This window comes from Pseudomonas sp. A (assembly GCF_056270345.1).
In genome coordinates this window covers 2,850,503-2,863,583 of sequence record NZ_CM149873.1, presented here as the reverse complement: position 1 = coordinate 2,863,583, position 13,081 = coordinate 2,850,503, and the positions used below count along the sequence as shown (strand labels likewise).

General features: G+C 66.6%; 9 protein-coding genes and 1 tRNA gene. 7 read left to right on the top strand and 3 right to left on the bottom strand.

The window, feature by feature from the left end:
- Positions 1-329 precede the first annotated feature (329 nt).
- Genes AC0MAZ_RS13035 through AC0MAZ_RS13025 form a run of 3 tightly spaced genes read left to right on the top strand, consistent with a single transcriptional unit; the run spans position 330 to position 5,450 of the window.
- Positions 330-2,582 carry an ATP-binding protein gene (locus AC0MAZ_RS13035; RefSeq protein ID WP_475861327.1) on the top strand — a complete coding sequence of 751 codons (2,253 nt, stop codon included), beginning with the start codon at positions 330-332 and terminating at the stop codon, positions 2,580-2,582.
- An 11-nt stretch (positions 2,583-2,593) separates the two neighbouring features.
- Positions 2,594-3,055, top strand: a complete 462-nt coding sequence (locus tag AC0MAZ_RS13030; RefSeq protein WP_050705090.1) for a response regulator — start codon at positions 2,594-2,596, stop codon at positions 3,053-3,055.
- A 10-nt stretch (positions 3,056-3,065) separates the two neighbouring features.
- Positions 3,066-5,450 (top strand): hybrid sensor histidine kinase/response regulator, encoded by a 2,385-nt coding sequence (locus AC0MAZ_RS13025; RefSeq protein ID WP_475861325.1) that lies wholly within the window; start codon positions 3,066-3,068, stop codon positions 5,448-5,450.
- A 56-nt stretch (positions 5,451-5,506) separates the two neighbouring features.
- Here the strand turns inward: AC0MAZ_RS13025 and AC0MAZ_RS13020 are convergent.
- Positions 5,507-5,581, bottom strand: a tRNA-Gln gene (locus tag AC0MAZ_RS13020).
- 395 nt (positions 5,582-5,976) lie between these two features.
- On the opposite strand from AC0MAZ_RS13020, the gene AC0MAZ_RS13015 reads away from it, so the two are divergent.
- Both AC0MAZ_RS13015 and zapE read left to right on the top strand, forming a co-directional pair.
- Complete coding sequence (locus tag AC0MAZ_RS13015; protein WP_050705088.1) at positions 5,977-6,219, top strand: hypothetical protein; 243 nt, start codon at positions 5,977-5,979, stop codon at positions 6,217-6,219.
- A gap of 106 nt (positions 6,220-6,325) precedes the next feature.
- Complete coding sequence (gene zapE, locus AC0MAZ_RS13010) at positions 6,326-7,411, top strand: cell division protein ZapE (protein WP_254463531.1); 1,086 nt, start codon at positions 6,326-6,328, stop codon at positions 7,409-7,411.
- Positions 7,412-7,678: 267 nt separating this feature from the next.
- On the opposite strand, the gene AC0MAZ_RS13005 is transcribed toward zapE, so the two are convergent.
- Entirely contained in the window at positions 7,679-9,568 is a 1,890-nt protein-coding gene (locus tag AC0MAZ_RS13005; RefSeq protein WP_475861323.1) for a propionyl-CoA synthetase, read from the bottom strand.
- A 153-nt stretch (positions 9,569-9,721) separates the two neighbouring features.
- Here AC0MAZ_RS13005 and AC0MAZ_RS13000 point away from each other — a divergent pair, with 153 nt between their 5' ends.
- On the top strand, positions 9,722-11,005 hold the full coding sequence (locus tag AC0MAZ_RS13000; RefSeq protein WP_475861322.1) for a leucine-rich repeat-containing protein kinase family protein: 1,284 nt from the start codon (positions 9,722-9,724) through the stop codon (positions 11,003-11,005).
- Between the two features lie 61 nt (positions 11,006-11,066).
- Entirely contained in the window at positions 11,067-11,933 is an 867-nt protein-coding gene (locus AC0MAZ_RS12995) for a LysR family transcriptional regulator (protein WP_232855889.1), read from the top strand.
- Here AC0MAZ_RS12995 and AC0MAZ_RS12990 read toward each other — a convergent pair.
- Positions 11,907-13,064, bottom strand: a complete 1,158-nt coding sequence (locus tag AC0MAZ_RS12990) for an HPP family protein (RefSeq protein ID WP_475861321.1) — start codon at positions 13,062-13,064, stop codon at positions 11,907-11,909. The genes AC0MAZ_RS12995 and AC0MAZ_RS12990 overlap by 27 nt on opposite strands.
- Positions 13,065-13,081: the final 17 nt, after the last annotated feature.

Sequence of the window (13,081 nt, the reverse complement as noted above, 5' to 3'; positions counted from 1 at the left end):
CCGTATAGATTGACGCAAACCAAACTCACGCACATCTCAGTACAGTATTGCAGAAATGGGGGTAACCATAGATGTAGGAGCGGCCTTGCGTCGCGATGCGCCGCGCGGGCGGCGCTCGATCTCATAGGCGCTGCAAACCTGTCGCCAGGCACCTGGCCGCCACACACGCATCCACAGGAAAATTTCCCCCCAGCCACGAAACCCTGGCACCCCTCACCTTTCAAATAACCAGACCCCGGCAAAGCGGCCGCCATTCTGATACCGTTCACCAACAATATCCTGTGCATACGCATGGCCCATGCGTGGACGGACCCTAACAGGAGAGTCCCGTGACGACCGACCCGACCTCGCTCGAGCAGGCAATCGAGCGCTGTGCCCAGGAGCCGATCCAGGTTCCGGGCAGCATTCAGCCCCAGGGTTTCCTGCTGGTGCTGGACGAGACCGACCTGCGCGTGCTCCAGGCCAGCGAGAATGCCGAGCGCTGGCTGGGTGTACCGGCCCGCGCCCTGGCCGGCCAGGCCTTCGCCGAACTGGTCGGCGAAGGCTTCGACCTGCGCCAACAGTTGGCGAACCTGCCCGACGATGAAATCTTCCCGTTCCACATCGGCGATGCGCGCCTGCACCACGGCGCGCCCTGGCCCACCGCGCTACGGGTGCTGGCCCACCGTCACGACCAGGTGCTGATCCTCGAGTTCGAGCCTCTGCGCAACCCGCCGGGCAACACCGGCAAGGACGACTACTACCCCCTGGTCCGCGCCTTCGTCAGCACCCTGCACCAGGCCACCCGGATCGACGAGCTGTTGCAGCAGTCGGTGCGGCAGATCAAGCGCATCACCGGCTTCGGCCGGGTCAAGGCCTACCGCTTCGACAGCGAGGGCACCGGCACGGTCCTGGCCGAGGACGCCGACCCTGGCTACCCCAGCTACCTGGGGCTGTGCTTCCCGGCCTCGGACATCCCGCGCCAGGCCCGCGAGCTGTACCGGATCAACCGTATCCGGGTGATCGAGGACGCCAACTACCAGCCCTCGCCGCTGGTGCCGGCCGCCAACCCGCGCACCGGCAAGGCCCTGGACATGAGCTTCGCCGCGCTGCGCAGCGTCTCGCCAGTGCACCTGCAGTACATGCGCAACATGGGCACCCTGGCCTCGATGTCGCTGTCCATCGTGGTCAACGACCGGCTCTGGGGGCTGGTCTCCTGCCACCACGAGCAACCGCGCCCGGTGGACTTCAAGACCCGCACCGCCTGCGAGCTGCTGGCCAACGTGCTGTCGCTGCAGATCGAGGCCATCGAGTCGCACGACAGCACCCGCCAGCTCCTCGACCTGCGCCAGCGCATCGTGCGCATGCTCGCCGCGATGGCCGATCACGACAGCGTCAGTGACGGCCTGCTGGCCCTGCCCGAGGTGATGCTGCAGTTCGCCGGGGCCACCGGTGCGGCGATCATCAGCGCCGAACGCTGCGACCTGATCGGCGCAACGCCGCCGGCGGCGCAGGTCAACGCCCTGGCGCACTGGCTGGCGTGGCGCGGCGGCGACGCGGTGTTCCATACCGACAACGTGCGGCGCGATATCGATGAGCTACCGGAACTGGCCCGGCATGCCGCCGGCGTGCTGGCGGTGGCGATCTCGCAGATCCATTCGCATTATCTGCTGTGGTTCCGCCCCGAGCAGGCCCATACGGTGAACTGGGCCGGCCGCCCGGAGAAGACCGTGGCCCCCCAAGGCAACCTCAACCCGCGGCACAGCTTCGAACGCTGGCAGGAGGAAGTGCGCGGCTTCAGCGCGCCCTGGGATCCGCTGATCATCGAAGGCGTGCAGGAGCTGCGCGGCGCGGTGCTCGGCATCGTCCTGCGCAAGGCCGAGGAAATGGCGCAGCTGGCCGGCGAGCTGAGACGCTCGAACAAGGAACTCGAAGCGTTCTCCTACAGTGTGTCCCATGACCTGCGCGCGCCGTTGCGGCACATCGCCGGCTACAGCGAGCTGCTCGGCGAGACCGAGGGCGCGCAGCTGTCCGAACGCGGCAAGCGCTTCCTCGGCCATATCGAGGATGCCGCGCAGTTCGCCGGCACCCTGGTGGACAACCTGCTGAACTTCTCGCAGATGGGTCGCTCGGCGCTGCGCCTGTCCGATGTCGACCTCAACACCCTGATCGATGCCATTCGCGCCGAGATGGCCCCGGACTACGCCGGCCGCGCCATCGTCTGGGAAATCGCCGAGCTGCCCAAGGTGATCGCCGACCCGGCCTTCATCAACATGGTCTTGCACAACCTGATCGCCAACGCCATCAAGTACACCCGTGGCCGCGACCCGGCGCGCATCGAGATCGGTGCCGTGCGCCACCGGCACGAGATCGAGTTCCATGTGCGCGACAATGGCGTAGGCTTTGACATGGCCTACGCCGACAAGCTGTTCGGGGTGTTCCAGCGCCTGCACCGCATGGAAGAATTCGAGGGCACCGGCATCGGCCTGGCCAGCGTACGGCGGATCATCGAGCGCCACGATGGCCGGGTCTGGGCCGAGGGACACATCGACCAGGGCGCCAGTTTCCACTTCACCCTACCCCTCCACCCCACGTCTGCCTGAGGCCGGACATCATGCTCAAACCCATCCTGCTGGTCGAAGACAATCCCAGAGACCTCGAACTGACCCTGCTCGCCCTGGAGCGCAGCCAACTGGCCAACGAGGTCATCGTCGTGCGCGATGGCGCCGACGCGCTGGACTACCTGTTGCGACGCAACGCCTATGCCGAACGCGATGATGGCAACCCGGCGGTGATGCTGCTGGACCTCAAGCTGCCCAAGGTCGATGGCCTGGAAGTACTCAAGGTGGTGCGCGACACCGCCGAGTTGCGCAGCATCCCCATCGTCATGCTGACCTCCTCGCGGGAAGGCCCTGACCTGCGCCGGGCCTATGAGCTGGGGGTCAACGCCTACGTGGTCAAGCCGGTGGAGTTCAAGGAGTTCGTCACCGCGATCTCCGACCTCGGCATGTTCTGGGCGGTGCTCAACGAACCACCACCCGGTTCGTTGCGCCTGAACCGACGCGGCAGCAATTGAGGCGAGCACGATGCAGCACACCCCGCTGAAGCTGTTGATGGTCGAAGACAGCGCCATGGATGCCGAGCTGATCCTGGTGCGCCTGGAGCGCAGCGGGTTGCAGGTGCAATCGCGGCTGGTGTTCGACCATGTCGGTGCCGAGCATGCCCTGCGCGAAGCCTCCTACGATTTGATCCTGTGCGACTGCGTGCTACCGGGCTCCTCCGGCGCCGACGTGCTGGCCACCGCGCAGCGCCTGGCCCCGCACGTTCCGTTCATCTTCCTCTCGGGCATCTACGGCGAGGAGCACGCGGTGGAGATGATCCGCCTCGGCGCCACCGACTATGTACTGAAGAAGAACCTGCCGCTGCTGCCCAAGGCGGTGCGCCGGGCGCTGACCGAGGTACAGGAACGCCAGCGCCGGCGCCGCGCCGAAGAGGCCCTGGCCCAGGCCGAGGCCCGCGCGCGCATCGCCATCGACGCCGCCGGCATGGGCACCTGGGACTACCATCCGCAGGACGGGCAGATGGTCTGGGACGATCGCTGCAAGATGCTGTTCGGGCTGCCCGGCGACACCCGGATGAGCCTCGAGGTGTTCTACGCCGGCATCCATCCCGACGACCTGCCGCGCGTGCGCGACGCGGTGGAGCAGGCCATGCGCGCGGACAGCGACGGCCACTACCGCGCCGAATTCCGCATCGCCCAGACCGGCGCGCTGGAGCCACGCTGGCTGCTGTCCACCGGCCAGACCCAGTTCGTCGACGGCCTGTGCGTGCGTTTTTCCGGCGTGTTGCAGGACATCCACCAGCAGCGCCAGGCCACCCAGGCGCTGGAACAGCTCAACGAAATGCTCGGCGAGCGGGTCGAGCGCCGCACCCGCGAGCGTGACCGCGCCTGGGAGCTGTCCCAGGATCTGCTGGCAGTGCTCAACAAGGACCTGACTCCCGTGGCGTTGAACCCGGCCTGGGAGACGGCGCTGGGCTTCCCTCGCGAGCGCCTGGCGCAGATCTCGCTGCTGCATCTGCTGCCGGAGGCCGACCAGGAAAGCTTGCTCACCGAACTGGCCGCGCTGTCCCAGGGGCGCACCAGCGCCCGCTTCGTCGGCCGTATCCTGCATGCCGAAGGCCAGCAACGCTGGCTGTCATGGGTAGTGGTGCCGGACGACAACCTGCTGCACGTAGTCGCCCGCGACATCTCCAGCGAGCGCGAGGCGGTGCTGGACCTGGCCGAGGCCAACGAGCGCCTGCGCGAGCAGATTGCCGAGCGTGAACGCATCGAGGCCGCGCTGCAGCAGATGCAGCGCCTGGAAGCGGTCGGCCAGCTCACCGCCGGGGTGGCGCACGACTTCAACAACCTGCTGACGGTGATTCTCACCGGCGCCAGCTTCCTGCAAAGCGACCTGGACAAGGGCTTGCTGGACAAGGCCCACAACCGCCTGCAGCACATCCGCGAGGCGGGCGAGCGCGGGGCCAAACTGACCGCTCAGCTATTGGCGTTCTCCCGCAAGCAGCGGCTGGAGCCGGTGCCGCTGAACCTCAACCGTACACTCTCGGGGCTGGAGGAACTGCTGCGCCGCACCCTGGGCGGCAGCATCTCGGTACGCCTGGAGCTGGACAGCGGCCTGTGGCAGGCCCTGACCGACCCGACCCAGACCGAGATGATCATCCTCAACCTGGCGATCAACGCTCGCGACGCGATGCCCGAGGGAGGCCAATTGACGTTGGCCACACGTAACACCCGGGTCAGCACTCGTGCGCAGCGCCCGGAAGAACCGGAGCCCGGTGACTATGTGGTGCTGAGCATCCGTGACAGCGGCTGCGGCATGAGCGAGGACGTGCTGGCCAAGGCGTTCGAACCGTTCTTCACCACCAAGGACATCGGCAAGGGCTCGGGCCTGGGGCTGGCCCAGGTGTTCGGCTTCGCCAAGCAGTCCGGCGGCGGCGTGCGCATCGACACGACGCCGGGCCGCGGAACCCTGGTCAGTGTCTACCTGCCAGCGGTGAAGGCCCGCGCCGATGCCTTGACGGCAGGCCAGGACGAACTGCGTCCGCCGTCCGGCCAGGGCACGGACCGGCGCATCCTGCTGGTGGACGACGACCACCTGGTGCGCGAGATGATCGGCGACCTGCTGCGCCGCCAAGGCTATGAGGTGCAGCAGGCGCATGACGGCAAGCAGGCCATGGCGCTGCTCGACGAGCGCATCGACCTGCTGCTCACCGACTTCGCCATGCCCGAGTTCAATGGTGCCCAGTTGGCCCTGGCGGCCCGCGAGCGCTACCCACGGCTGCCCGTGGTGTTCCTCACTGGCTACGCGCAGTTGCAAGGGCTGGAGTTGCCGGGGTGCCAGGTGCTGCAGAAACCGGTGCAAGAACACGCCCTCGCCCAGGCATTGGCCGAGCTGCTGGAAAACCGGTAGGCAGAAACGAAAAAATCGCCGAAAGGCGATTTAAGGAGAAGGTATAGCTTGAAAAATGGCAGGGGCGGCTGGATTCGAACCAACGCATGGCAGGATCAAAACCTGCTGCCTTACCGCTTGGCGACGCCCCTGTATCGGATCTGGCGAGTGACTGACTCACTGCCTCACTGACAACCCCCTTGCAGCGCCGTGTGTTGCTGCTTGGGAATGGCCGGCACTTTAACAACCTTTTTTCGAGGTGGAAAGCTTTTTTTTGAAAAAAACGCAGAAAAACAGCAGGTTAGTTGTACCAGCCCGAATTTGTGGGGTTTCTGCCGGCCCTCTCGCGGTGCAAGCCCGCTCCCACGCAGACGATGCTCTGCGCAATGATTTCCCAAAGGCAAAGTGTTCTGGCGTGGGAGCGGGCTTGCCCCGCGATAGTCTCCACGACAACCATTCGTCGCAATTCCCCCTCCTTGCCTCAACACAATCGCATTCCTCCCTTCCAACCAGATAGACCCCATCGGCGCATCACAAGGAGGACGCCATGCCTGTTTCCCACGACCTCTACCAGGACCTGCACTACCCCCGCGAGATCGTCCAGCAGCGACGCCAGCACGACCCGCAGCTCGACCGTCTGCTCGACGAGTACATGGACATCGACAACCAGGTGCTGGCTGCCGAGTCGATCTCGGCCGGCAACTTCCAGGACGACGACCTGCGCCATCTCAAGGAGCGCCGCCTGGCGATCAAGTACATGATCGAGCGACAGCTGGAGCACAAGGCCTGACCTATCGTATTTCACGATCATTGCCCGACAAATTCTCGATTGGTCAAAATGCCCGGCGTCGCGCAAGCTGCGCCCTGCCCCAGATCCGCCCCGAGGAGCCTGTCACTTGTCCACCTGGATTCCCGCGCCCTTGCGTCTGCTCGGCCAACGTTTGCGTCACGAGCCACCTGCGCACAGCGCCCTTGCGAACTACTTCCAGGACCGCGCGACCGAACGCGGCTACACCCTGAGTGACGGGCAACGACAGGTGATCGCAGCGATGGCCACGCAGTTGGCCGCGCTCGCGACGGGCCAGGCACGCAGCCTGTACCTGCACGGTGCGGTCGGACGTGGCAAGAGCTGGCTGCTCGATGGCTTCTTCCAGGCCGTGCCGACGGCGGCCAAGCGTCGCTTGCACTTCCATGACTTCTTCGCCCGTCTGCACCAGGGGATGCATCGCCATCGGGCGCTGGACGATGCCCTGGAGGCGACTCTCGACGAACTGCTGGGGGATTGCCGGGTATTGTGTTTCGACGAGTTCCACGTCCACGACATCGGCGACGCCATGCTGCTCACCCGGTTGTTCGATGCCCTGTTCGCCCGTGGCGTGTTCCTGCTGGTCACCTCCAACTACGCCCCCGAGGGGTTGCTGCCCAACCCGCTGTACCACCAGCGCTTCCTGCCGGTGATCCGCCTGATCACCAGCCGCATGCAGGTGCTGGAAGTGAACGGTGACACGGATTTTCGCAGCCTGCCGGCCAACCATGAGCATCAGCGGTTTACCCAGGGGCATTATGTCTGGCCGGGCGACGCGCAGCAGCGCGTGCGCTTGCGGCTACCCGCGTCGCAGCCACTGCAACTGGAGGTCAACCAGCGCCCGTTGCGCGCCTTGGCCAGCGAGGGACGCCAGGTCGTATTCAGTTTTCACGACCTGTGCGAGCAGCCCACCGCGGTGATCGACTACCTGGCCCTGGCCGAACGCTATGACCACTGGATCATCGAGGGCCTGGACGACCTGGCCGAATGCTCGCAGGCGGCACAGCAGCGTTTCGTCAACCTGGTGGATGTGCTGTACGACCAGGACCGCCAGGTGACGGTGATCGGCAAGCGGCCACTGGAGCAGAGCCTGGACGGGTCGCTGGCCGACCTGATGCGCACGCGCAGCCGGTTGGGGCAGTTGCACCAGGTGGGGGCCCAACGCTCTATCGCCTGAGCGGGCCTCTTCGCGGGTAAACCCGCTCCCACAGGGTCCGCGCAGCTCTTAAGATCAGCCCTTTCAAGGTGTTCAACGTTAGAGTTGTAGCGCCTATAAAATCGAGCGCCGCCCGCGCGGCGCTCGATTTTATAGGCGCTGCAAAGGTTGCGGCGAACACTTGGTGGCCCTCACTCGCTCAACAATCTTCGCATCCACAGACCTTGAAAGGGCTGGCTCTCAAGATCGGCACCACTTCTGTGGGAGCGGGCTTGCCCCGCGATGACTTCAACCTGCCCTGGGCAGGTCCGCCAGCACCCCTTCAATCTCGCCCAGCACCGCCGGATCATCCAGTGTCGAGGGCGGCACGTAGTCCTGCCCATCGGCAATCTTGCGCAACACCGCCCGCAGGATCTTGCCCGAGCGGGTCTTGGGCAGGCGTTTGACCAGGCGCACCCGGTTGAAGCAGGCCAGCGCGCCGATCTGTTCGCGCACGCTGCCCACCAGTTCGCCCTGCAACTGCGCCTCGCCAATGCCCTGGCCGTCCTTGAGCACCACCAGCGCCAACGGCACCTGGCCCTTGATCTCGTCGTGCACGCCGATCACCGCGCACTCGGCCACTGCCGGATGACGCGCCACCAGGTCCTCCATCTCACCGGTGGACAACCGATGCCCGGAGACGTTGATCACATCGTCGGTGCGCCCCATGATGTAGACGAAGCCGTCCTCGTCCAGGTAGCCGCCGTCACCGGTGTGGTAATAGCCCGGATAGCTGTGCAGGTAGGCCTGCAGGTAGCGCTCGTGATCGCCCCACAGCGTCTGGCTGCAGCCCGGCGGCAACGGCAGGGTGATGACGATGGCGCCCTGCTGGTTGGGGCCCAACGGCTTGCCGTCGTCGTCCAGCACTTGCACGTGGTAGCCCGGCACCGCGCGGTTGCTCGACCCCGGCCGCGCCGCGCTGCCTTCAAGGCCAACACAGGGCGCGGTCACCGGCCAGCCGGTCTCGGTCTGCCACCAGTGGTCATGTACCGCCTTGCCGCTGACCCGCTCGAGCCATTCATGAGTACTGGAGTCGAGCTTCTCCCCGGCCAGGAACAGCTGGCGCAGCGAGCCCAGGTCGTGGCGGCGGATCAGCTCACCGTCCGGGTCTTCCTTGCGGATCGCGCGCATGGCGGTGGGCGCGCAGAACAAGCCGTTGACCTTGTACTGCTCCACCACCCGCCAGTAGGCCGAGGCATCCGGGGTGCGGATCGGCTTGCCCTCGTAGAACACCGTGGTGCAGCCGCTCATCAGCGGCCCGTAGACAATCAGCGAATGGCCGACCACCCAGCCCACATCGGAAATGCCCCACCACACATCGCCCGCCTGCATGCCGTAGACATGGCGCATGGCGTAGCACAGGGCGACCGCGTTGCCGCCGTTCTCGCGCACGATGCCCTTGGGTTTGCCGGTGGTGCCGGAGGTGTACATGATGTACAGCGGGTCACCCGCGTCCAGCGCCACCGGTGCCACCGGCTCGGCGCCGACCAGCGCATGCTGCCAGTCCAGGTCGCGCCCGGCCTGCAACTCGGCGCGCACCTGCGGGCGTTGCAGCACCAGCACATGCCGCGGCTGATGACGGGCCAGCTGCAGGGCGCGGTCGACCAGGGGCTTGTATTCGATCACCCGGTCGAACTCCATCCCGCACGAGGCCGTGAGCAGCAGCGCCGGCCGGGCATCGTCGATGCGCAGGGCCAGTTCGTTGGCGGCAAAGCCGCCGAACACCACCGAATGCACCGCGCCGATGCGGGCGCAGGCGAGCATGGCCATGGCCGCCTGGGGCACCATCGGCATATAGATGATCACCCCGTCGCCCTTGCCCACGCCCAATGAGCGCAACAAGCCGGCCAGGCGCGCGACTTCGTCACGTAGCTGGTTATAAGTGAAGGCCTGCTGTACGCCGGTCACGGGCGAATCGTAGATCAGCGCCAGTTGTTCGCCGCGGCCCTGCTCGATCTGGTGGTCGAGGGCCAGGTGGCAGCTGTTGAGGCGGCCGTCGGCGAACCAGCGGTGGGTGCCGTCGGTGTTCTGCTGCAGGATCTGGGTCGGCTTGCGCTGCCAGGCCAGCTGCTCGGCCTGGGCTTGCCAGAAGTCGGCGGGATCGGAAATGGAATGGGCGTAGCTGTGCTGATAGGTCATTGGTTCGCAACCCGGTACTTGTTGTTATTGAAGGGCGAACCTTGAGTATGGACCGGGGTGACGGCGCCGCCATCGGACTTAAGTCGCAACCCATATGCAGATTTGCCGCACCCGAGCGCTTACAATGCTCGCCCCCGAACACAGAACAGTCCCATGCATACCCTCGACGACCTGCGCGCCGGCCGCCTGCGCGGCATCACCCGCCTGAACCTCTGCCAGGAGCTGACCGATTTCCCCCGGGAGATCTTCGACCTGGCCGACAGCCTCGAGGTACTCGACCTCACCGGCAACAGGCTGAGTGACCTGCCCGCGGACCTGCACCGCCTGACCCGGCTCAAGGTGCTGTTCTGCTCCAATAACCGGTTTACCCACCTGCCCCACGCCATCGGCCGTTGCCAGGCACTCGAGACCGCAGGTTTCAGGAGCAACCGCATCACCCGGGTCGACGCCCAGGCGCTGCCACCCGCGCTGCGTTCGCTGGTGCTCACCGACAACGCGCTGGAACAACTGCCCGAAGCCCTGGGCGACTGTGCTCAGCTGCAGAAACTGATGCTCGCCGGCAATTGCCTGCGCGCCCTGCCGCAAAGCCTGGCGCGCTGCGAGCGACTGGAGCTGCTGCGCGTCGCCAGCAACCGCCTGCAAGCCCTGCCCGACTGGTTGCTGCGCATGCCACGCCTGGCCTGGCTGGCGTATGCCGACAACCCGCTGCCGCCGGGCCTGGTCGCCCCCGCCACGGACGGGCACTGCCCGGTGCTGCATTGGCAGGACATCGACCTTGAAGAAGAACTCGGCCGTGGCGCCTCCGGAGTGATTCACCGTGCCCGCCTGCGCGACCAGGATGCCCCGGTGGCGGTCAAGCTGTACAAGGGCGCGATCACCAGCGATGGCTCGCCACTGGCAGAAATGAGCGCCTGCATTGCCGCCGGTGACCACCCGCAGCTGGTGCGCCTGGCCGGACGCATCGATGACCACCCGCAACAACTGCCGGCCCTGGTGATGCAACTGATCGACGCGCACTGGTCGAACCTGGCCGGTCCGCCCAGCCTCGAAAGCTGCACCCGCGACCGCTACCCGGACAACCGCCGCCTGACCTTGCCCGCCCTGCGCCGCCTGACCGGCGGCATCGCCTCGGTCTGCGCCCACCTGCATGAGCGTGGCTTGAGCCATGGCGATCTCTATGCCCACAACATCCTGTTCGACGACGATGGCCAGTGCCTGCTGGGTGATTTCGGCGCCGCCTCGTTCCATCCGCAGGATGGCGGGGCCCAGGCGCTCGAACGCCTGGAGGTGCGCGCCTTCGGCATCCTGCTGGAGGAACTGCTGCAGCAGTGCGCCGAGCAGGAGCACGCGTTGCAGGCACTGGCGCTGCGCTGCCAACAGGCCGATGTGATGGCACGCCCGTCCTTCGCCAGCCTGGTGGCGCAATTACCCGGTTAAGCGCCCCACAACGGTGCAAAGCCTCTAGAATAGGGCACCCCTTCAGCCACAGAAGCGCCCCATGGACATCGATCAGGCCCGCACCTTCCTGGAAATCGTCCGCTGCGGCAGCCTGGTTGCCGCCGCCGAGCGCCTGTTCGTGTCGCAGACCGCGATCAGCGCCCGGGTCCAACGCCTGGAGCAGCAACTGGGCTGCCAGCTGTTCGTGCGCAGCCGCAATGGCGCCAGCCTCACCAGCGACGGCGAGGCGTTCGTCAGCTATGCCAACCAGCTGGTGCAAACCTGGGAAGCGGCGCGCCGCGACCTGCCGCTGCCCCAGGGCTGCCAGCAGGTGCTGCACGTGGGCGCCGAAGTGAGCCTGGGCAACCCGATGCTGCTCGACTGGGTCAGCGCCCTGCACCGGGAGCTGCCCAGCCACGCCATCCGCTGCGAGGTCAGCGACGGTGAATCGCTGCTGCGCAAGGTGGAGATGGGCCTGCTAGACGCCGCGCTGGTCTACCAGCCAACCTATGGACCGGGCCTGCAGGTCGAGCAGTTGATGGAAGAGAAGCTGATCCGCGTGCGTCGGGTCGATGCGCCCGAACCGTATGTCTACATCGACTGGGGCGAGGCGTTCCGCCGCCAGCACGACGCCGCCCTGCCCGACCTGTCACGCCCGGCCCTGAGCTTCAACCTCGGGCCGCTGGCCCTGCAGTTCATCCTCGACCGCGGCGGCAGCGGCTATTTCCGCACGCGGGTGGTGCAGGCCTACCTGCAGAGCGGCGTGTTCGAGCGCGTGCCCCAGGCGCCGGAATTTACCTACCCGACCTTCCTGGTGCACGCCCGCGAACGCGACAGCGAGGCTTTGCAGCAGGCCTTCAGCGTGTTGCGTCGGCTGGTGGCCGCTGGCGAAAGCGACTGGTCACAGCGCTGGGACCCGGTGATCTGAGCCCGGCGCGGCGGCGCTGAGCAGGTGTCGCTTGAGGCCGGCGATCAGGTCGGTCTGGGTGATCACTCCCACCAGGCGCTCGCCGTCGAGCACCGGCAGACAGTGCAAGCCTTGTTCACTGAGCAACGGCAGCAAGCGTTCCAGGGGCTGCGCGCCGTCGACACTGATCACCTGGCGGCTCATTACCTGTTCCAGGCGCACGGACTGGCGACGGAACAGGCCGCGCCAGCTGAACCGCCCACGGGCCATTGCCGCGCCGATCAGATCGCTGAGGCTGACGATTCCAACCAGGCGGCCGTGTTCCAGCACCGGCAGGGTCTTCAGATGGTGGCTGGCGAGCATTTTCCAGGCCTGTTCCAAGGTGGTGGCTGGCGTCGCGGTCTGCACGTCGCGGGACATCACCGAGCGCGCGGTGATACCGCCCAGGCTGCGCTGCAAGGCATGCTGCTCGGTGGCCAGGATGATGCGCTCCAGCTCGTCGCGGGTGACGTCGACGAACTCGCCGATCTCTGCCAGGGCCTGGTCCAGGTCTTCGCCCCGGATACCGACCCGCTCGCCCGGCAGGGGATCGTGAGTATGGTGCGGGTCCTTGCGCGGCACCGCGCCCTTCGGGTAACGCACCCCGGTCAGGCGGTTGTACAGCACCGCCACGCCCACCAGCACCAGCGCATTGAGCAGCACCGGTTCGAGCAGGTGGTCGCCCATGGCCACCAGGCCCGGATCGGCCAGTACCGCGCTCACCGCCACGCCGCCACCGGGCGGGTGCAGGCAGCGCAGCAGGCACATCACCAGGATCGCCACAGCCAGCGCCGCCGCCGCGACCCACAGACCGTCGCCAAATCCGTGACGCATCGCCAGGCCCACCACGCCGGCCAGGGCGTAGCTGCCCAGCACCGGCCAGGGCTGGGCCAGGGGCCCGGAGTGCACGGCGAATACCAGTACCGCCGAGGCCGCCAGCGGGCCGAGCAGGTGCAGGGCGATGGATGGGCCGTAGGCCAGGCTGCACAGATAGCCGGCGAGAAACAGGCCCAGCAGCGCGCCGACGCCGGCGCGCAGCCACTCTTTCTTGGGAATGTTCAGGGGCGCCGGAAGCAGGCGCTGAAAGCGGGATTGGGGACGCGAGGCAGACATCGAGGTATTCGGATCGT

What these genes read in the sequence shown, in the direction of transcription:
- AC0MAZ_RS13025 (WP_475861325.1), top strand. Translation starts at nt 3,066, where the DNA reads ATGCAGCACACCCCGCTGAAGCTGTTGATGGTCGAAGACAGCGCCATG.
- AC0MAZ_RS13005 (WP_475861323.1), bottom strand. Translation starts at nt 9,568, where the DNA reads ATGACCTATCAGCACAGCTACGCCCATTCCATTTCCGATCCCGCCGAC.
- AC0MAZ_RS13000 (WP_475861322.1), top strand. Translation starts at nt 9,722, where the DNA reads ATGCATACCCTCGACGACCTGCGCGCCGGCCGCCTGCGCGGCATCACC.
- AC0MAZ_RS12990 (WP_475861321.1), bottom strand. Translation starts at nt 13,064, where the DNA reads ATGTCTGCCTCGCGTCCCCAATCCCGCTTTCAGCGCCTGCTTCCGGCG.
- AC0MAZ_RS13015 (WP_050705088.1), top strand. Translation starts at nt 5,977, where the DNA reads ATGCCTGTTTCCCACGACCTCTACCAGGACCTGCACTACCCCCGCGAG.
- AC0MAZ_RS12995 (WP_232855889.1), top strand. Translation starts at nt 11,067, where the DNA reads ATGGACATCGATCAGGCCCGCACCTTCCTGGAAATCGTCCGCTGCGGC.
- AC0MAZ_RS13030 (WP_050705090.1), top strand. Translation starts at nt 2,594, where the DNA reads ATGCTCAAACCCATCCTGCTGGTCGAAGACAATCCCAGAGACCTCGAA.